At 59.0% G+C, this 19,242-nt stretch carries 16 protein-coding genes; 9 read left to right on the forward strand and 7 right to left on the reverse strand.

Translation table 11 applies throughout. The features are described from left to right. Window positions 1–245 precede the first annotated feature (245 nt). The 6 genes from BI327_RS36205 to BI327_RS36230 all read left to right on the forward strand — a co-directional run bounded on the left by BI327_RS36205 (window position 246) and on the right by BI327_RS36230 (window position 10,798). A complete protein-coding gene (locus tag BI327_RS36205; RefSeq protein ID WP_076866159.1) occupies window positions 246–3,335 on the forward strand; it encodes a hypothetical protein in 3,090 nt (1,029 codons plus the stop codon). A 292-nt stretch (window positions 3,336–3,627) separates the two neighbouring features. Beyond that, window positions 3,628–4,935: an adenylosuccinate lyase gene (gene purB / locus BI327_RS36210; RefSeq protein WP_076866160.1), complete on the forward strand. Its 1,308-nt coding sequence runs from the start codon at window positions 3,628–3,630 to the stop codon at window positions 4,933–4,935. 364 nt (window positions 4,936–5,299) lie between these two features. Next, complete coding sequence (locus BI327_RS36215) at window positions 5,300–6,079, forward strand: DUF5131 family protein (RefSeq protein WP_076866161.1); 780 nt, start codon at window positions 5,300–5,302, stop codon at window positions 6,077–6,079. 101 nt (window positions 6,080–6,180) lie between these two features. Next, on the forward strand, window positions 6,181–7,512 hold the full coding sequence (locus tag BI327_RS36220; protein ID WP_143271763.1) for a three-Cys-motif partner protein TcmP: 1,332 nt from the start codon (window positions 6,181–6,183) through the stop codon (window positions 7,510–7,512). A 320-nt stretch (window positions 7,513–7,832) separates the two neighbouring features. After that, window positions 7,833–9,743: a ribonuclease H-like domain-containing protein gene (locus BI327_RS36225; protein WP_076866163.1), complete on the forward strand. Its 1,911-nt coding sequence runs from the start codon at window positions 7,833–7,835 to the stop codon at window positions 9,741–9,743. Continuing rightward, window positions 9,728–10,798, forward strand: coding sequence for an adenylosuccinate synthetase (locus BI327_RS36230; RefSeq protein WP_076866164.1), 1,071 nt, complete (start codon window positions 9,728–9,730; stop codon window positions 10,796–10,798). Before BI327_RS36225 ends, BI327_RS36230 begins: the two co-directional genes overlap by 16 nt. Here BI327_RS36230 and BI327_RS42075 read toward each other — a convergent pair. Then, window positions 10,762–11,511 (reverse strand): hypothetical protein, encoded by a 750-nt coding sequence (locus BI327_RS42075; protein WP_143271764.1) that lies wholly within the window; start codon window positions 11,509–11,511, stop codon window positions 10,762–10,764. The two genes, BI327_RS36230 and BI327_RS42075, sit on opposite strands and share 37 nt — an antisense overlap. Before the next feature lie 37 nt (window positions 11,512–11,548). Here BI327_RS42075 and BI327_RS36240 point away from each other — a divergent pair, with 37 nt between their 5' ends. Continuing rightward, on the forward strand, window positions 11,549–12,598 hold the full coding sequence (locus BI327_RS36240; protein ID WP_076866166.1) for a dCTP deaminase domain-containing protein: 1,050 nt from the start codon (window positions 11,549–11,551) through the stop codon (window positions 12,596–12,598). Window positions 12,599–12,612: 14 nt separating this feature from the next. Beyond that, complete coding sequence (locus tag BI327_RS36245; protein WP_076866167.1) at window positions 12,613–12,972, forward strand: hypothetical protein; 360 nt, start codon at window positions 12,613–12,615, stop codon at window positions 12,970–12,972. Between the two features lies 1 nt (window position 12,973). Here the strand turns inward: BI327_RS36245 and BI327_RS36250 are convergent, their stop codons facing one another. Then, the gene (locus BI327_RS36250; RefSeq protein ID WP_076866168.1) at window positions 12,974–13,795 is read right to left on the reverse strand and encodes a 23S rRNA (adenine(2030)-N(6))-methyltransferase RlmJ; all 822 of its coding nucleotides are present in this window, start codon (window positions 13,793–13,795) and stop codon (window positions 12,974–12,976) included. A 260-nt stretch (window positions 13,796–14,055) separates the two neighbouring features. Beyond that, on the reverse strand, window positions 14,056–14,385 hold the full coding sequence (locus BI327_RS36255) for a hypothetical protein (protein ID WP_143271765.1): 330 nt from the start codon (window positions 14,383–14,385) through the stop codon (window positions 14,056–14,058). On the opposite strand from BI327_RS36255, the gene BI327_RS36260 reads away from it, so the two are divergent. Then, entirely contained in the window at window positions 14,385–15,524 is a 1,140-nt protein-coding gene (locus BI327_RS36260; protein ID WP_143271766.1) for a dCTP deaminase domain-containing protein, read from the forward strand. The genes BI327_RS36255 and BI327_RS36260 overlap by 1 nt on opposite strands. Window positions 15,525–15,851: 327 nt before the next feature. On the opposite strand, the gene BI327_RS36265 is transcribed toward BI327_RS36260, so the two are convergent. The 4 genes from BI327_RS36265 to tnpA form a co-directional block, all read right to left on the reverse strand. Continuing rightward, complete coding sequence (locus BI327_RS36265; protein WP_076866171.1) at window positions 15,852–16,091, reverse strand: hypothetical protein; 240 nt, start codon at window positions 16,089–16,091, stop codon at window positions 15,852–15,854. Then, a complete protein-coding gene (tnpC, locus tag BI327_RS36270) occupies window positions 16,088–17,734 on the reverse strand; it encodes an IS66 family transposase (RefSeq protein WP_076866172.1) in 1,647 nt (548 codons plus the stop codon). The genes BI327_RS36265 and tnpC overlap by 4 nt, the downstream gene beginning before the upstream one ends. Window positions 17,735–17,804: 70 nt before the next feature. Beyond that, a complete protein-coding gene (gene tnpB, locus BI327_RS36275) occupies window positions 17,805–18,152 on the reverse strand; it encodes an IS66 family insertion sequence element accessory protein TnpB (RefSeq protein WP_063676405.1) in 348 nt (115 codons plus the stop codon). After that, window positions 18,149–18,544: an IS66-like element accessory protein TnpA gene (tnpA, locus tag BI327_RS43845; protein WP_076866173.1), complete on the reverse strand. Its 396-nt coding sequence runs from the start codon at window positions 18,542–18,544 to the stop codon at window positions 18,149–18,151. The genes tnpB and tnpA overlap by 4 nt, the downstream gene beginning before the upstream one ends. Window positions 18,545–19,242 lie beyond the last annotated feature (698 nt).

The raw sequence follows: 19,242 nt of genomic DNA on the forward strand, positions 1-19,242 counted from the left end.
AACCAAACCTATCCCCGCTATTCGGCGAGAGTCGGAGAGCGAATCGTGATTGCTCGATCTCTCCGGTGCGGCTTGCGCGCGCGCTAGACGCGATGGGTAGCCCCGGCGGCTCGCGCAAAGATGTGCGCATTTCGTCGGCGTCGAGAATTGTCTTGGTTTCTTGCGCGTTGGGGTTGTAGGATATTGGCCGCCGGTTTTTGCAGGCCTTGGGGGTAGGCCGGACCGCTATTGGGGCTGAAATTCTTATGAACGATTTGCCGTTGCCGCGATCGACGGTGTTGCATGCCATTTTGACAGCGTTCGAACCTCACCTCAGCAAGGTCTTCCCGAGCCAAAAGGAGCTGGGAGATTTCTTGAAAAAATTGACGAAGACCAAGGCCGGCCTTAGCCCGGCAATGGTCTCGCGATGGTTGTTTGCGTCGCAGCCTATCGAGGATGCTGCGATCACCGAGATTCTAGACGACGAGAACTATGCAAACGCAGTCGTGGATGCCTGCAATATTCCACGATCCGTTTTTGACGCCGCGACGCTTGCTCAGGCAAAGTCGATCGTCGCGAGTCACTTTTCCGAGGGAGTTGTAGCGCCTCTTTCTCACGGCGGCTGTTGGTTCGTCGACCGTCACTCCTTGCCGGAGAAGCTGCCCGATTTCTGTAGCACGGAAGAGAGCATCATCACCGACCTTTCCGCGGCTGCAGGCAAGGTTCGAAAGCATGTACTCGTCAATGAAGCGCCATTCGACGCCGGTATCTCGTTCCTTTGGTATTTGACCGCGGTCCACAAGCTGATCCCCGAGCGTGCCGAAGCGGTGTTTCTGCTCCGACCGGAGATTCGGGTAAGCGAATCAGCGAAGATCAGTCAAAGCTTCGAGGCGGCCATTGCCTGGCTTGCGACGAAGCTGGGCCTCTCGCCGAAGTCCGACGTGCGAACGATCGTAGAAAAGATCATCGCCTCTCGCACAATCGTCGTATTTCTTTCCTTCAGCGGTCCGTTCGATGGGCTTGCGCAAGCCATAGTGAGCTACGCGCTCGTCGCGACCAAGCGCAAAGACGATCCGCCTGCCGTAATCGTATCGATTCCGCAGCACGGCAAGCAATCGCCGATGAAACTGCCGTTGAAGGAATCGAGTATCGACGTCGATGATCTCAATATCGTCGATATGAGGGAGCGTTATCCGTTCTTTCGGTCAATTTGGCAGCAGTACTGCGTCTTGCGAAAAACCTATCGGCCTGACGAGGGTGGTTCGCGCCTAAAGAGGGCCCGCTGGCACTACAGCTTCGTCGGCGGTGAGCGCCTAGTTTATCCGATAAACATAAGGCTGCGCGCCTTCTTCGCTTCCGACCTGACTAACTTCAGCTACTTCGATCCGACGGCCGGCTTCGATCGGCTCTGCAACATGCGAGATCAGCCGCTGCCTGTCGAGATCGAGATGTATCACGACGACATCCAAAGATGGGTGCAGATCTGGGACGCAACCAAGAAGAGCCCTCCGCTGCGGCCCCTCAAGTGGTGCAGCACCGCGATCTATTGGCTCACCCAAGACGCAGTGAAAGACCTCGGAACGAAGTTTCCATTCGTAGATCTTGCCGACGCGGACGAGCGGGGGATCGAGCTCCTACCGAATCTGCCGCTGAAACCGTCGCCTACGCCTGAAGTTGATCCGGACACTTTTCGGGAGGCTGCCAAAGCCCTTCCCGCGATACTCTGGTATGAACCTGAACGCGAGCAGCTTCGCGCGAAGACCGATCACTACGTTGCAGCGATCGGAATCAAGGCTATCGTGCAGGATCATTGGCTCCGGACGGATCCGGCAGCGCGATCCCATGCTCATTTTACGATCGCGGAGCGCCTTTACGACAAACAGCACAAGAAGGATGCGCTCGGCGAGGAGTTTCCCTTTACGCCGCACTGGGGCCGCTCCGGCATCTTCTTCCTGGCGGAGTGCATCCGTCACCTGATGCGCGCGATCGCGCCCGTCGTTAAAGCCAAGCCCAGTCGACAAATTTCGTGGAAGGAAGGGGAGTTCGTGTCTCCTCCTTCCCGTTCGATGCTCGGATGCGATCCGTACGAAGTTCTGAGCTTCTGTTTCGGACAGGTGTATTGGAAGGAGATTGACGGCAACTCCGACGAAATTGATGCGAGGAAGCTCTCGCAAAGGCATGGGCTCTACCATCTCAGCGCCGAACTGCTGCAGCTAATGAGCAACAACGAGGTCCTGGGCGAACCTCATTGGGCCCTCGATCGCAAGCTTCATGGCAAGTACTACGCATCCGCGGCTTTCGCGCAGTTCGAGTTGGGAAATCTTAAGGGTGCCGAAGAGCTTTTTGAAAAACGTCTCGCATATGTCCGCGAGACGGACGTCGGCTCTCTGGCCGAGCTAACCGCGGAACTTGACCTGATTGCGGTCAAAATCGAGCTGCAACAGCTCGATGGACTCGAAGAGAAGATCGAAGACATCGACGAAAGGGTCAAGGCCAATCCAATCGATGGCTCCAGTCTGGCCGCCGAGCAGGTGAGCTTGCATTGTACGACATTGAGGGGGCAGATCCGCTATGCTCGCAAAGAGTTTGATGCTGCCGTGGACATGTTGAAAAAGCCGCATGACGAGATGAAGGACGATCGGCTGTCGATCGAGGCTTCGCATTATCTCGTGGCGAGCAAGGGCGCCAAGGCCGAGGAGCTTAGCCGGAAGCTCGACCGAACGCCGGGAGAAGAGAAAGAAATTGTCGATTTGAGAGACGAAGCTTTGATGGTCGCTTCGCGAAAGCTTTGGCACTACGCGTCCGAGGGAGAGCAGCACGTTGCGCTGGGTTTCCGGATCTCGTCTGCGCATCTATTTCGAAACATGGGCAAGTACAGGCTCGCCGAAACCTGGATGAACAGCGTCTATATCGACATATTGAGATACGGTTGCTCCGAAAGGACGTATCTCTCGTTCCTGCGCGAGGCTGGACGAATCGTGAGGGCGACCGAGCGGCCTGCGCGTGCTTATGCCGTCTATCTGAAGCCGGCGGCGATCCGGGCGGCATCAAGGGGCCACGTGCGCGCTGCAAGGGTTGCCTTCGAGGAGGCCATCAAAGCCCTCTTTGAAGCTCGGACCGCGATTGAGCGATTGGGGCCCGATTGGGAGGCTCAGCTGGCGATCGAACTCCAGGAACCGAAGGAGCTTTCGGAAGAAGCCGACGCCGAAATCCACGACTTCGTGCCCGCTGACCCCTTGTTCTCCTTCGATCTGCTCGGAAGAGATCAATGGTCTGTCAGACTTTTGACGACGGAGGCGCTTGAAAAGGAGCGGGAGGCGTTCACGGAGGAGTTTTCGAGGTTGCAGCCACACTAGACGTGCAAAATCGGCCAGGCCTCTCGATCGCGATACGATGCGCTCGGCGAGCAACTCCTGGCGTCCCGTACTGCCGTCGATTTCTCGCAGGCCGCGACCATGTTGCAACGCGCCTGCAGCCCTTCGAGCCACCATTGTTGATGGTTATCAGCTTGAGGGGGCGCCGCGAATTGGGAAGAATCGGTCATAATTGTTCGTGACCGGGTTCCCCCCCCCCCCGCTGCGGCGATCTGCGACCTAGAATGCGTTTGGGCCGCACCACTGCTCGGGCCCCCTGACTTGGAGCCGCCATATGATTCCCCGTTATGCCCGCCCGGAAATGGCCTCGATCTGGGAGCCGCAGACCCAGTTCAAGATCTGGTTCGAGATCGAGGCGCATGCGGCGGACGCGCTGGCTGAACTCGGCACCATCCCGAAGGAGGCCGCCAAGACGATCTGGGCAAAGGCGAAGAACGCCACGTTTGACGTCGCCCGCATCGACGAGATCGAGCGCGAGACCAAGCACGACGTCATCGCCTTCCTGACTCACCTCGCCGAAATCGTTGGCCCCGAGGCGCGCTTCTTACACCAGGGCATGACCTCGTCCGACGTGCTCGACACTTGCCTTAACGTCCAGCTCACCCGCGCGGCCGACCTTCTGCTCGCCGACCTCGACAAGGTGCTGGCGGCCCTGAAGAAGCGCGCCTTCGAGCACAAGATGACGCCCACCATCGGCCGCAGCCACGGCATCCATGCCGAGCCGGTGACGTTCGGCCTCAAGCTCGCTTATGCCTATGCCGAATTCTCGCGCGCCAAGGAGCGCCTGATCGCCGCCCGCGAGGAGGTCGCAACCTGCGCCATCTCTGGTGCAGTCGGTACCTTCGCGCAAATCGATCCGCGCGTCGAAGAGCATGTCGCCGAGGCGATGGGCCTGCGGCCGGAGCCGATCTCGACCCAGGTGATCCCGCGCGATCGCCACGCGATGTACTTCTCCACGCTCGGCGTGATCGCCGCCTCGGTCGAGCGCATTGCGGTCGAAATCCGCCATCTCCAGCGCACCGAAGTGTTGGAGGCCGAGGAGTTCTTCTCGGAAGGCCAGAAAGGCTCCTCCGCGATGCCGCACAAGCGCAACCCGGTGCTGTCAGAAAACCTCTCCGGCCTATCGCGCATGGTGCGCGCCTATGTGACGCCAGCACTTGAGAACGTCGTGCTCTGGCACGAGCGGGACATCTCGCACTCCTCGGCCGAGCGTATGATCGGGCCGGACGCCACGGTGACGCTCGACTTCGCGCTGGTTCGTCTTGCCGGCCTGATCGACAAACTCTTGGTCTATCCGGCCAACATGCAGAAGAACCTCGACCGCCTCGGCGGCCTCGTGCATTCGCAGCGCGTGTTGCTGGCCCTGACGCAGAAGGGCGCAAGCCGCGAGGATGCCTACAACCTGGTACAACGCAACGCCATGTCGGTCTGGCGCGGTGAAGGCGACTTCCTTCAGCTCCTGAAGAAGGACGCCGAAGTGAAGAAGTATCTGACCGACGCCGAGCTCGAGGAGCGGTTCGACCTCGGCTATCACCTCAAGCACGTCGCCACGATCTTCAAGCGCGTGTTCGGGGAGCCGTAGCAGGGCTGCCGGGCATGCCAATTGCAGGCGCCGCAGCGTCGAAGGTCTCCCTCCAAAAAGGGATCCGACTTGATGGCGAGGGCAATGGCTCTAAGGGGGATTAAACTGCGCGTAGTTTGAGCGGATTGTCCATGGCTGCATCCTTTCAAGTCTCGTTCGACTTATTGCCTACGATCAATCACACGCCGTCCGTCCTGAGCGGCGCGGGGCGATGCCCACTATTGGCTTGACTGCAACCGTTTGTTCATGATATGTTCTAATCAGGCTTATGCCTTGAAAAGCCGCCCAACGGGGCGTTAACCGTCGCTTTGCTATTACTGAGTTCGGCATGCCGCGACCCGGGCGGCGATATGCGGAGACGGTCATGGCCGAGACACAAATCGAATGGACCGACGCTACGTGGAATCCTGTCGCGGGTTGTTCGATCGTCAGCGCCGGCTGCACCAATTGCTACGCCATGGAGATGGCGAAGCGACTGGACGCTATGAACGTTCCAAAATACAGGGGCCTGACTCGCCGGAGCGGCAAAAGGACCATTTGGAATGGTGTTGTCCGCGAAGATGCGGCTGCGCTCGAAATTCCCCTCCGCTGGCGGAAGCCGCGTAAAATATTCGTCAATTCGATGTCGGACCTATTCCACGATCGCGTGTCCGACGCCTTCATCCTCAAGGTTTGGGACGTGATGGGTCGTACGCCGCACCATCACTATCAGATCCTTAGCAAGCGACCTGAGCGCATGGGGAAACTGATCGGGTCGAAGATTGGCAAAGTATTGCCGAACGTTTGGCTGGGAACTAGCGTCGAGAATGCCGACGTAGTTGGTCGCATCGACCATCTGCGATCCGCTCCTGCGGCGATCCGTTTCATATCGTTTGAACCTCTGATCGGCTCGGTCGGAAACGTGAATCTTAAGGGCATTGACTGGGCTATTGTCGGGGGTGAAAGCGGTCGGTCGGCGCGCCCTATTCGAGAAGAATGGATCGATGAGATATTCGACCGCTGCGCGGTGCATGATACGGCGTTCTTTTTCAAGCAGTGGGGGACCTGGGGGAAGGACAATAAGCGCCGTTCCAAGAAGGCCAACGGGCGGGTCTACCGCGACCAGGTTTGGGACCAGATGCCCAGGGCGGCGCTGTCGTCCTGATTGTTTTTATATCCCGATTTACCGGCGGGAGACGGGCGGATCGGCGGCAACGCGGTCTGCGCACGGGCTGAGGCGTCTGTGGACAGTAGGGATGTCCTGGATTGCTGTTCGGCACGCCAAAAGCGAATCGATTAGGCTCATCTTCCGAAATTTCCTGGGAAAATGTCGACAAGATGAGCGGAAAGTACGACTGGAAGCTTGGTCGGCGCCCTCCCATTCTGGGAGAGCATAGCCTCGCTAAGCACGAAATTTTTGAGCACTACGTAAAGGTCTACATCGATCGTGTCACGCGGACGCCGAGTCAGACGATGCTCAACCTGACCATTGTCGACGGCTTCTGCGGCGGCGGCTTGTATCGATTGGGATCGACCGAGGTGGATGGATCGCCGCTGCGGCTCCTGAAAGCAGTAGAAGCGGTGGATGAGGCTCTTGGGGCGGCGCGTGCGAAAGGCTTCGATCTGAGAGTCGACTTCTTTTTCATCGACGAGAAGCGTCATCACATCGACTTTCTCAACGATTTGCTTCGCAAGCGCGGATATGGTCCGAGACTTGGGCGGGATATCTTCGTTCGACAGGCACCCTTCCAGGAAGCGCTCCCCGACGTTGTAGCCCATATCCGCAGCAAGGGCACCGCGCATCGTTCTCTGTTCTTCCTGGATCAGTATGGTTGGAGCGATGTCGCTCTGAGGACCATGCGAGATATCCTGAACTCGCTCGAAAAGCCCGAGATTCTGCTGACATTCGCAGTCGATGCTCTGATCGATTTCCTCTCGGAAAAGACAGGGGAGACTCAGGCTCTGCTTAACATCGAACTCGACAGAGAGGACGTGCGCGCATTGACCGGTCTCCGCGATGGCGACGGTTGGCGCTATCTGATTCAGAACGGCCTTTACCGCCATATCCGCGACCGCGCCGGAGCACCCTTTTATACTCCCTTCTTCATTCACTCTGTCGACGCCCATCGATCATATTGGCTGTTGCATCTGTCCAAGCACCGACAGGCGAGAGACGAAATGGGAAAGCTGCATTGGCGGCTCAACAACCATTTCCAGCATCATGGTGGTGCTGGCTTCCATGCCCTTGGTTTTGATCCGTCTAAGGATATTCGCCAAGGCATGCTTACTTTCATGTTTGACGACGACGCTAGAAGGCGTTCGGAAACCGCCGTCCTGGAACAGTTGCCGCCCATGATCCATTCGGCGACGAGGGAGGGGCGTGGTCTCCTTGTGGAGGAGCTGTTCGCAGGAAACTGCAACGACACGCCCATAACTTCTGAAATTCTTCAAAAGCAACTCGTCATCCTTCGTGACGAGGGAGAGCTTTCGATCATCTCCGCTGACGGATCGAAGAAACCGAGAGCGAAGACGATAGGGTGGGGGGATCGCCTGTTTTTGCCCGACGAGAGATCATTATTCAGTCGCCTCGGCTTCTGAATGAATTTATCGATCCTCTATTGAAAGTTCTGTTATTTCAATGTGTTATAAGGCGCCTGGGTTTGGGTGCGGTCCTTGGTTCGATATTTTTTGCGGATTGCGCAGATCCGGGCTCGCGGCGCACGCAAATCCCGGATAGGAAGGCCGAACGCGACGGGATTTTGGAGAATCGTATCCAGCGCTTTCGAAAGGATTCCAATCTTCTGTGGAGCTTTAGCGGGTTCCAAGAGTGGGATCCGGAAAGCGGCTTTCGGCAAAGAAGGTTTGGGGATAACTTCGACCAAGTCGCGTTGCGGCGCGCGTGAGGGCGGAGCGACATCTTGTTTTCACTATTCGATGCGGAGGGGGGCAGCCCGCCGACCTCGCGGACGCGAGCGGTGCAATCTGCCCGCAAAAGTGCCCTCCTGGACGTCAATTTGTCTCCGATCCTCTCCCGGGATGCTCGAGTTCTGTTCCTGGACGTCGAGACTACGGGTCTGAGCTGGTTCTACGATGAGATTACCATCATCGGTTGGGCGATAGACGGCGCGTACAAGGTTTTGGTGAGGGGTGAAGATCCGACGCCGCTGCTGCAGGATCTTGCATCAGCTACCGTCCTGGTCACGTTCAACGGCACGCTTTTCGACCTTCGATTTCTCCAGAAGACCTTCGGGGAGCTGGTACTTCCCGGGATTCATGTCGACCTGCGCTATCTCTCGCGTCGGGTGGGATTGGCTGGCGGGCAGAAGAGTATCGAGAGAGAGCTCCAGATCGACTTCCGCAGCGATCTCGAAGACGTCGACGGCGCTGCGGCCGTGCTTCTCTGGCACGACTATCTGCGCGGAAGCTTGCCGGCGCTGCAAAAGCTCGTCCTGTACAATCGAAGCGACGTGCTCGGGATGGCGGCTATCCTGGACATAGTGATGGCTCGGCTCAACCTGCAGCGCGATTTCTGGCTTCAGCCTCAGGCTTTCGAGGAGATCGCCCGGCATATTTTCGGTCAACCCGCCCCGACGATTTCCGACCGAGCGCTCCAGCCCTGTGTGGCTTTCCGCAGCTTCGCGTCGATCTTCTCTGCTACTCCCGCCGAGCACGCCCGGATCGTCGGCATCGATCTGACCGGTTCGGAGAAGCGCGGCTCCGGATGGTGCGTTCTGGAAGGTGCTGTCGCCGAAACACTTACCGTTCATGCCGACGAGGAAATGGTAAGTCGGATCATCGCCCTCAAGCCGGATCTGGTTTCTATCGACTCCCCACTTTCGCTTCCGTTCGGACGGACCGTGGTGACTGATGACGACCCAGGTCGACAACAGTATGGCATCATGCGCAAGTGCGAACGCGAGCTGAAGCGGCGCGGTGTCAACGTCTACCCTGCGCTGTTGCCGAGTATGCAGGGGCTCACCAGCCGTGGAATGCTGCTGGCGGCTAGGATCCGGAGTGAAGGTATCCCGGTTATTGAAAGCTATCCGGGTGCCGCTCAGGACATCATGGCCATTCCGCGCAAGGGTGCCGGAATCGAATATCTGAAACGAGGGCTGTCCGACTTCGGTATCTGCGGACCGTATGTTTCGGAAGAGGTGACGCATGACGAGCTCGATGCCATCACGGCGGCATTGGTGGGCTCATTTTTCCTCGCCGGCAAATACGAAGCACTCAGCGGCCCGACTGAAGGTGCCTTGATCGTGCCAAAGCTGACAGACACTGCACACGCTCCTCTCGTCGTTGGCATAAGCGGAAGAATCTGCTCTGGGAAGACCACCGCTGCGCGCATGTTGGAAGAACAGGGCTTAGCTTACACGCGATTTAGTCTGGTCATCGACGATGAGATTCTTAACGCGGGAGAGACGCCTGATCGTGCGACGCGTCAGCAGTTTGGCGAGCGGATCCATCGCGAGAAGGGCCAGAGATGGCTCTGCGAGCGAGTACTTCAGCGCGTAGGGGCTCAGAGCCTGATCGTGATCGATGGGCTGCGCTTCCCTGAGGATCGGGCCTATTTCAGGGAGACCTTCGGATCTCGTTTTGTCCATCTCCATATTTCGGCCTCGGATGTGGTCCGACGCGCAAGGTATGCGGAAGATGCCGCTGTTTCGTTCGAGTCGGCGGACAGCCAGCCGGTCGAGGCCGGCATCGGGCCACTCGCGAAGCTGGCCCAGATACATCTGACGAATGAGGGAAGCTTGTCGGAGTTGAAGCAGTCGCTGAACCAGGTCCTTTTGGAGATCTCGAAGAGCGGCAAATGCCTGTCTCAGTAGTAGTAGGCGGCCAGTACGGGTCGGAAGGAAAGGGCAAGGTCGCACTCGCGATCGCTCGCGAGAAAGGTGCTCGGTGTGTCGTCCGCGTAGGCGGGACCAACTCGGGGCATACGATCATCGATGGACGTGGCGAGCCGCGCTCTTTCCGTCAGTTGCCGGCATCGGTCTTCTCGAAAGACAGTATCGCGGTGCTTCCGCCTGGAGCGCTTGTAGACGTCGACATATTCGAGAGGGAAGTCGCTGAACTTGGTTTGGGACCGGACCGCGTGAAGGTCAGCCCGCTTGCGAGCTTGATCTCCGCGGAGGATCGCGAAACGGAGAGATCGAACGGGCTCGTCGATCGAATCGGTTCGACGGGATCGGGAACAGGAGCGGCTCTCGTGCGCCGCATTGGTCGGGCATCAACCGTTCGTCTGGCGAGGAATGAACCAAGATTAGGGCCTTATATCGCTGATACGGCTCAGCTGATGCGTGACTTTCTAGCGAAGGGACAGCGCGTCGTCATCGAAGGATCGCAGGGGTTCGGGCTATCGGTGCTTCACGGAGGATTTTACCCTAAAGCGACGAGCCGGGATACGACGGCGGCTGCCTTTGTCTCGGAAGCTGGTCTGAGCCCGTTCGACGTCGATGAGATCGTCCTCGTGCTCCGGGCGCACCCGATTAGGGTGGCAGGTGATTCTGGTCCCCTCGAAGACGAGATGAGCTGGAAGGATCTCGCTGCCGAGGCGGGACTTGCAGAGGACTACAAGGAGCTCACGACCGCGACCAAAAAAATCCGGCGTATTGGCCGCTTTGAGGTCGACGTCGTGCGAAGGGCGATCGCAGCCAACCAACCGACTTCGATCGTGCTCAATCACCTCGATTATGTCGACCCAGCGGTTGCGCGTGGTGAGCGAAGTCGGCTTGCTCGAGAGTTTTTAGCGCGCGTCGAGTCGCAGATTGGAGCAATGGTGACGATGGTCGGGTTCGGTCCAGATTCGTTGGAGTCAAGATCGGACTTCGAGAGGGATGGCCGGACTCACCCTAATTCCAAACACTCTCTCAAGCTCGTCTGAGAAATTCGTTCGATCGATTGGGCGAGCGCGGGGGCATGTTCTTCCTGAGCCACGATCCAAAAATGCCGACACGATCCGCGACGCGCAAGGAAGTATCGTAGGAGTGGGGCGTCGGGAAAGCGCTCGCGGAATTTTGCCTTCAAGACGTCTGCTTGACGAGCGACCGTCGCTGTCCGGTTGAGGTGGTGGTAGATGACCAGTGAATGCCCCGCGCTCCAGAATTCTGCGACCTCGTTCCAAAAGACGTACTTCCCACTTTTCGGCGAATGCCGTTGTACCGATGCCGTTTCAAGTCCGTTGTCGGGATCTAGAAAGACCAGCTGATGGCCTTCCGCGCTTGCGAGGGCCTTTTTGAGCCAGGCAGCCCTGAACAACGCTCGCTGCGTTCGGCTCAGGCGCTTATCGCCGCGGCGGTCGGAAACCGAGTTTGCGAAGAACGAAGTGTCAGGAGGCAAAATGCCTGCGGCGGCAACGGAGCGAACGCTTCTTTTTCCCTTGTGAATAAGGCGCGCCAGAGCCGCATGGAGGCTTGGATCGAGCTGTGCAAGAGCCCCATCGCGGAGATAGCCTAAGTGTCTCCCGTCTGCATTGTGGTCTTCATCCGAATACAAGTACCATATGACTGCGATTCGAAGCTTGGTTTCCCGGGCGATCGCTCTCAGTAGGGCGTACTTCGCAAAATCTCCGACATCGCCGACGTATCGGTTTTGCATCTGGTTTCGGAGCCTCTTCTCGAGAAAACAGTCAGTAATGGACTTAGCGAATTTACCAAAGGATGACGACGACGCCAAAGCTCGTGCTGTCAGGTTCGAGAATATGGATCCGTTTCCGAGCGTACCCCGCGCGTTGCTTTCCTCTTTCGAAATAGCAGACTACGCCCGCGTTACGGGAATGATGTGGCCGTTTACGGAGAAACAGCTCAAGTCTGCATCCTATGAAGTGTTCATAGGCGGAGAAGTTATCTGGTGGGACGGAAACGGACGGAGACGAACAAAGGTCGTCAAAAGGGGGACGCCTTTAGTTCTAGAGGCAAACTCCATCGTGTTCGCTCAAGTCGAGCCGATCTTCAGGCTGCCGAACTACATTGCGATCCGGTTCAATCTGAGGATCACGCATGTCCATCGTGGCCTGCTACTCGGTACTGGTCCCTTGGTTGATCCCGGATTTCACGGAAAGCTTTTGATACCCCTCCATAATCTTACGTCAGATCCCTACGCCATCGATACGAATGAAGCTCTAATATGGATTGAGTTCACCAAGACAACTTTTGGCTATCAACCGGAGATCGGAGACGATCTGGCCGCCCAACGAGATGTGCGAAAGTTCAAGGGCTTCCCGCCTGATAAGCGATATCTGGATCCCGACAAATACTTGCGCAAAGCTAACGCTGGAAATCCGATTCGCAGCTCGATTCCCGACGCGATCGCAAAGTCTGCTGATTCCGCCCGCAAGGCCGAGAAAAGTGCAAGAGATCTTCGCAATATAGGACTTGTAGCTGCTGTTGTCGCCGGGGTGCCCATCGCGTTCGCGCTATATCAAATCGGCCAACAGTTCGCGTCGATGGTGCAGAATTCCCAATCGCTGATAGCGTCGGTTTCGACGGACGCGAAGGGAATGGCCGAAAAGCTCACGACATTGTCGACGGACAACAGAAACTTGACGGAAAAAATGGTCGAATTGAAAGACGCAAACGAAAAGCTAAACGCGCGTCTGAACGAGCAAGATGCGCAAATTCAGAAATTGAATTCCCCTCCGAAGAAGCGACCCAGAAGGGCTCCTTCGAAGGGGAAAGGCCGCTGATCGAAGCGGCCCATATGGGCGACTTCCGCTCACCGCCGGCTTGGATCTTGGCGCCAAAGCGCTATATTGATCCCATGATAGTCCGAAGGCTGTTGACCGCCTCATTTGGCCAGATGACCGTGGCTATGGATGTGATCGAGGAGAATACCTCGTTCGACCAAGGTCTGTATCATCAATTGACCTCCACAACGTGGCGGAGGGCCGCCAGGCTGATTGAGCGCTTTGGCGCGGACGAAGCTCTAGCGGAACTCGACCGGCGCGCGGAAAGCTGCGTGGATCGACGGGATGTGCCGTCTGCCATACGTTGGCGCAATGTGATGGCAGCCATTCACGCGATAAGCTCCGGCGAGTGCGCCGAGAGCCGGATGAACTAGCCTAGCGAGGCCTGACCCACCATTCAGTGGAATATCCCGAGCCGCTTTCCTCAAAGATCGGCAGGAGAGCCTTACATATAGCGTGAACGTCCTTTTCGTATTGCCAAGGCGGATTGAAGATCACCACCCCGCTTCCGGTCAACCCTTCCTGGCTCTTAGCATAGGCTAGAAACTCGACGCAGAGCGTCGGGACATCCTCGGAAATGAGTTTTTTGACGTGGGCGATTTGGCTGCGTCCTTTGATAGGGTACCATAGAGCGTAGACGCCCGTAGGCCATTTGCGGATTCCGGCATTAAGCGCTTCCGCTGCGAGCGCGAGTTCGTTCGGATTCTCGAACGGTGGGTCAAGAAATACGAGGCCGCGCCTCTCCTTTGGTGGAACGAAGGCGTGCACCGCGGCGAAGCCGTCCCGCTGATGGACCGCGACACGGCTATCGCCTTCCACGAGCTCCTTTAGCCGTGCGGCCGGTCCGGCTTCCGATTCGCATGCGACTAGGCGATCGTCGTCGCGCAAGAGATGGCGAATGATCGCCGGTGAACCAGGGTAAAGCTTTAGTCGATCCGGATTGAAGTGTTCGACGATCCCGAGATATCGCTGCAGGGCTCGCGTCCGCTTCGGATAGACAAGCCGGATGCCACGATCGGCTTCACCAGTGCGGGCAGCCTCGGATGAATCGAGGTCGTACAGGCCTGAGCCGGCATGGGTGTCGATGACGCAAATCGGCTTCGGCTTCAACTGAAGTCGGTCGATCAGCGCGCAAAGCAAGGCATGTTTGAAGACTTCGGAATGATTGCCCGCGTGAAATTCGTGACGGTAGTTCATCTGATATATGCCAACTTCGTCTCAGCCCAGGAACCGATGCCAGCCATGACGGCCAACCAGCATTTGCGTTTGAGGGCGATTGAGATAGCCACGCGTGAAGGGTTCTTGGCAAGCGAAACGACCTCGATCGCTGGTGCGCCCCGGTCGGTTCGCTTGCTCGGTCCGCTCTAGCTCTCCCTCGGGCGTAGCAGCCGCGATCGTAGCGATGCCCTACCTTGACGGCCAGGAATCCCGCCTTTTCGGAATTTCAGCTCAATGAATCAAGGGGCCCGCAGCATAGTTGCCGCTATGTCGAGTACGCGCGATGAGAGCGAGCAGAGGAGAACAAAGCCGAAAAGACTGAGTATGGCTCCGGGCGCACTCCGGACCGCAAGCAGAATAAGGAGCTCGTTGCGCGCCTTCAATCTGTTCTCTTCCCGCGCATCGGCCTTTTCTTCCGCCGCTCTGGTGGGCAAACTACGAAGCAGGGCTTCGACGTCCTCTCTTACGTTGCGCAACAGGGTAGCGCCGACGTATGTCACGACCGTCGCGCCGATGACGCCTATAGATATCGCCAGTAAGAGTGCCGATTCCTGCATGAGGGCTTTCAATGTCGCCTCCTAGCGATCCTTCTCCAGGGGCAAGGAACGCCCCGCCGACCTTCCTGGCAGAGGTTGAATTTGCCGGTACCGAAGATGTAGCCGAAACTCGCTCGGCTAGATACCGGGCGAAGGACGTCGACATCGATCCATTTCCTTCCATTCCGCGAGCGTTGCTCTCGTCCGAGCACGTCAAGGCATATGTCCGGCAGACTGGGATGATACATCCCTTTGCCGAGGGGCACCTCAAATCTGCCTCCTACGAAGTCAGTGCGGGCGGGCGTTTCATCTACTGGGACGAGAACGGAAAGAAGAAATCGAAACCCGTTGCGAAGGACGGCACGATTACGTTGCCGCCCAACTCCATTAGTTTCGTTCAGGTCGGTATCACTTTTCGACTGCCTCAATACATCGCCGTCCGCTTCAACCTAAGGATAACCCATGTGCACCGAGGTCTTCTGCTCGGTACTGGACCGCTGGTCGATCCAGGATTCCACGGCAAGCTGCTCATTCCCCTCCACAATCTCACCTCGGACGAGTATACGATTCGTGGCGACGAGGGCCTGATATGGATGGAATTCACGAAGACCTCGCACGAAGCCACACAGGGGGTTGTCACCCATCCGGTCGTCGAAAAGTTCGAGGCCATGGAGGCGCGCAAGAACGATCAGCCACCTGAGTACTACTTTGACCGCGCGAGCAAGAATCGGCCGATCCGGAGTTCGATCCCCGGAGTCGTCGCGGAAGCCCGCTCTCAGGCGAAGGATGCTGTAGATGCGGCGACAAGAGCGGAACGGACGAATAGGATCTTCGTCGGAGGTGGCCTGTTGGCGGTTGCGGGCCTTGTCATCGGCTTGTTCTCGTTCTTCGAGTCGGTGAAGGCGAACGTGATCGCCGCCGTGAACCTTGCGTCGACGGTTTCAATCGCTGCGACGCAAGCGGGGGCCGATGCCAAAAGAGCACAGGACGATGTGAAGGACCTTCGGACCGCGGTGGACGCCATAGGTGCGAAGGGGCCTACCGAAGAAGTTCAGCGCTTGCGAACTCAGCTTGAGGAAACTCGGATCGAGCTTCAGGTGCTGCGGCGCGAACTGGACCGTATGGTTCAGCGGAGTGGGTCCGAAACGAAGAACGGTGACGGAACCAAGTAGACGCTGGTCCAGCAATTTCTGAGCACTACATCAGAGCTCGTTGTTATACGGCAGTAAGTCGTCGACGGCGCTCCGCCGGGAGTGATGCGCAGCTCACCGCACTGGAACCGATCGAATGCCTGCATCCCCGTCGCGCTCGCTCAATGAGCTCGCCTAACATCCAGAAGGGGCGGCGGCGGAGGCAAGCGATAGCTCGCGTGACGAGTAGCGATCGAACGCGCTGATTTCGTATGCCGGGATGTCCATGTCCGATCGACGAAAGACCTCCGTGCGCAGAAAGCGCTGCTCGTCCTCGCGAGCGGTATCCATTCGGCGTAGGCCGCAGGATCACCGCTTCAGCAGTCGGGGGTTTTCCTTGTAGAACCTGATAAGCTCGATCAGGTTCTCGATTCCGAAGTCGGTGAACGCCTTGACGCCATCTTCTCCGACGCCATTGACCCAGATGACCCCGTCCTCGATCTCCATTTCAATCGAGATGTCGCGGAGCCAATCTTCGTCTTCACCAAGGTCCTTGGCGACCTGGGTGATGGTGGTGACGTGATGGACTTTGTTGACGTGCGTGGTCATGCCGCCCGAGCGGAGAACGTTGATGCCGGGGTCCAATTCCAGGGCAGAAGCTCGTCCAGCCGATGAGCTGGGTGGGCGGCGATGCGAGCAAGGACGTCGGCCAGCCAAGCTTGCGGGTCGACGCCGTTCATTTTGGCCGTGACGATCAGGCTGTACATGGCCGCGGCGCGCCGCCCTCCGCGATCGGATCCGCAGAACAGCCAGGACTTCCGGCCAAGAGCGATGCCTCGCAAGCCCCGTTCGGCGGCATTGTTAGAGAGACACACGCGTCCATCTTCCAGGAACAGCGTGAAGCTCGTCCATCGCTTCAGGATATAGTTGAACGCCTTGGCCAGATCGTGACCACGAGACAGTTTGGCGAGCTGTTCGCGCATATAGACCTGAAGGTCCCCGACCAGAGGCCGGCTCAGCGTCTGTCGCACCTGAAGGCGCCCCTCGGGGCTCCTGCCGTTGATGGAGCGTTCGATCTCGAACAGCGCATCGATCCGCCGCACGACCTCGATCGCGATCGGAGAGAGCGGGATTTCCTTCTTGCCGGCGCCCTTGCGCCGCGCATTCTCTTCGATATCGGCCATGGCAAAGAACGGGCGCCTTCCATGCGACCAGCAGGCAGCCTCCCGGATCGGTCCGGGCTGCCGCCCGGCCAGATAGAGCTGGTTGTAGCCGTCATAGGCGTCGGCCTGCAGGATGCCGGCATATCGGGCCAGATGCCCTTGGGGATGTTCGCCCTTGCGGTCGCGCGAGTAGTAGAACATCGCTGCTGGTGGGCCTGCGCCCCCAAACGGCCGGTCGTCCCGGACGTAGATCCAGCACCGTCCCGTGTCGGTCTTGCCCTTGGCCAGCACCGGCACCGTCGTATCGTCAGCATGAAGGCGCTCGGCCGCCATCACATGGGCTTCCACCAGGCGCAGCAGGGGATCCAGCGAGGCACAGACCGCCCCCATGGCATCGGCCATGGTCGACAGCGCGATCGGCACGCCTTCCAGGGCGTAGCGCTCGGCCTGGCGGTTGAGCGGCTGATGCTGGCCGAACTTCTCGAACGTGATCATGGCCAGGAGGCTCGGGCCGGCCCATCCCCGGGCGATGGCATGGAACGGCGCCGGCGGCTGGCTGATCTTCTCGCAATCGCGGCAGGAGAACTTCTCCCGGACCGTCTCGATCACCTTCCACTGGCGCGGCACCACTTCCAGCGTCCGCGTCACGTCCTCGCCGAGCTTGCGAAGGCGATTGCTGCCGCAGCATTCACAAGCCGTAGGCCCGTCGATCACCACCCGCTCCCGGGGAAGGTGCTCGGGGAAGGTCTGGCGCTCAGCGCGCTTGCGCGTAAATCCGCGCACCGTCGTCTTCGCCACGGCTCGTTCCGCCGCGAGCTCGTCCTCAGTGGCGTCGGCTTCCAGCTCTTCGAACGTCAGCGCCAACTGCTCGATCAGCCGCGCCGAACGCTCCGACCGTTGCCCATAGATCTGATGCTTCAGCTTGGCGATCTGCAGCTGCTGCTGGGCGATCAGCGCTTCGTCTTCCGACGCTTTCGCGCGGGCGACCGCGAGCTCGGCGGCGATCTCCAAACCTTTGGCGCGCTCGGCTGCCAGCGCCTCCTTCAGGGCGGCAACGTCATCCGGAACAGCGTCGCGGTCGGCATCCATGCGACGCAGTGAATCACAGATCGGACGCGATGGGACTCCCCCAAATGGCGGCAACCGCAGATTTCTTCGCTCAGCCTGCGCTTTGCGGCCGCCAGCTTAGTTGCGGATTCCGCCAGTCGATCCCTTCCAGCATATAGGCCATCTGCGCCGCCGAGATCGATACCGCGCCGGCTGACGCCGCGGGCCAGATGAACTTGCCACGGTCGAGGCGCTTGGCATAGAGCGACATGCCTAACCCGTCATGCCAGAGGATCTTGACCAGATCGCCGCGGCGGCCCCGGAAGATGTAGAGATCGCCGGCATGGGGATCGCGCTTCAAGCTCTCCTGAACCGTAAGCGCCAGGCTTTGCATGCCGCGACGCATGTCGGTGTGGCCAGTGGCGATCCAAACCCTGACGCCGCTCGGAATCGGGATCATCGTCGTCGCAGGAGCTCAAGAACCCGCTGCAGCGCCTCGCTGTCGACGTCCCGGTCAACGCGAACGCGACAGCCGCCGCCAAGCTCGATCTCGATGATTCCAGCGCTTGCACGCGGCGCAGGCGGTGAGGACGCCGGTTGTGGCGCATCGCTCGAGATCGGAGCCGCCACCGGCGTGATCTCGACGGGAACGAGAGCTGGCACGGAATCCCCGCCCAGTCGACCCTGGCGCGCCTGTCGACGCCAAGTGAACAGCAGGCTGTGAGCCACCCCGTGCCGGCGCGCGACGCCACAGACCGTCTCGCCCGCCTGCAAGGTCTCTTCGACAAGGCGGACCTTCTCGTCGTAACTCCATCGCCGCCGACGCTCGGCGCCCAACACATTGACCTGCATTCGCCACGTGACCTTAAAGCTAGACTTAAGGTCAAATCCTCGGGCTGCCTCTCAAACTACACAAGGCGGCCGCCGCCGGAGGGATACCGCGAGCGGCGCCGGCGACATCGATGTACCAGGATCGGCGTCCACTTTCGTCGCCGGGGTTCCATCGGTAACCGCGCGCTTTCAATAGTCCTCGACTAGCGAAGGGCGCTCCCTCCGCCCATAGTCCGCACCGGGGAGCGCGTGCACTTTCGAGCAAGGCCGCAAGTCCCGTCCGGCCAGTCCGAGGAAGCCGGCGTGCCAGAACATGGACCCCGGCGAGGCAATCATCGCTCGCCCGATGGGCGTCGAAATAGAACCCAAAACTTGCAACTATCTGGGACAGCTTGCGGCCGCGGGGGTTCGAATCCCTCCCTCTCCGCTGTCTGACCGCGACGCGCGCAAAACCCGGTAAAATAAGAGTCACCGGATTCGGCGGTGGAGACCCGCGGTACCGAGCGCCAGCGCGACGAAGCCGCCAGGGAGAAGCAACGCGAACGGCGCGAGAAAGCAATAGTAGGAGCACAGGCGGCGCTAGGAGAAGCAGAGCGCGAGCACGACAAGAACGCCGCGGTCATCCAAGCCGAACCCGGGGCTCTCAATCGTCCCCGCAGCCTTGGCAACGACGCATCGCTCCAGCCTTGGTTCGCCTTGTCTCCCATAGGATCGCCCGG

This window comes from Bradyrhizobium mercantei, assembly GCF_001982635.1.
Classification (GTDB): Bacteria; Pseudomonadota; Alphaproteobacteria; order Rhizobiales; family Xanthobacteraceae; genus Bradyrhizobium; species Bradyrhizobium mercantei.

What these genes read in the sequence shown, in the direction of transcription:
- purB (WP_076866160.1), top strand. Translation starts at nt 3,628, where the DNA reads ATGATTCCCCGTTATGCCCGCCCGGAAATGGCCTCGATCTGGGAGCCG.
- BI327_RS36250 (WP_076866168.1), bottom strand. Translation starts at nt 13,795, where the DNA reads ATGAACTACCGTCACGAATTTCACGCGGGCAATCATTCCGAAGTCTTC.
- tnpB (WP_063676405.1), bottom strand. Translation starts at nt 18,152, where the DNA reads ATGATCCCGATTCCGAGCGGCGTCAGGGTTTGGATCGCCACTGGCCAC.
- BI327_RS42075 (WP_143271764.1), bottom strand. Translation starts at nt 11,511, where the DNA reads ATGCAAAACCGATACGTCGGCGATGTCGGAGATTTTGCGAAGTACGCC.
- BI327_RS36245 (WP_076866167.1), top strand. Translation starts at nt 12,613, where the DNA reads ATGGGCGACTTCCGCTCACCGCCGGCTTGGATCTTGGCGCCAAAGCGC.
- tnpC (WP_076866172.1), bottom strand. Translation starts at nt 17,734, where the DNA reads ATGGATGCCGACCGCGACGCTGTTCCGGATGACGTTGCCGCCCTGAAG.
- BI327_RS36230 (WP_076866164.1), top strand. Translation starts at nt 9,728, where the DNA reads ATGCCTGTCTCAGTAGTAGTAGGCGGCCAGTACGGGTCGGAAGGAAAG.
- BI327_RS36240 (WP_076866166.1), top strand. Translation starts at nt 11,549, where the DNA reads ATGGACTTAGCGAATTTACCAAAGGATGACGACGACGCCAAAGCTCGT.
- BI327_RS36205 (WP_076866159.1), top strand. Translation starts at nt 246, where the DNA reads ATGAACGATTTGCCGTTGCCGCGATCGACGGTGTTGCATGCCATTTTG.
- BI327_RS36265 (WP_076866171.1), bottom strand. Translation starts at nt 16,091, where the DNA reads ATGACCACGCACGTCAACAAAGTCCATCACGTCACCACCATCACCCAG.
- BI327_RS36215 (WP_076866161.1), top strand. Translation starts at nt 5,300, where the DNA reads ATGGCCGAGACACAAATCGAATGGACCGACGCTACGTGGAATCCTGTC.
- BI327_RS36260 (WP_143271766.1), top strand. Translation starts at nt 14,385, where the DNA reads ATGTCGCCTCCTAGCGATCCTTCTCCAGGGGCAAGGAACGCCCCGCCG.
- tnpA (WP_076866173.1), bottom strand. Translation starts at nt 18,544, where the DNA reads ATGCAGGTCAATGTGTTGGGCGCCGAGCGTCGGCGGCGATGGAGTTAC.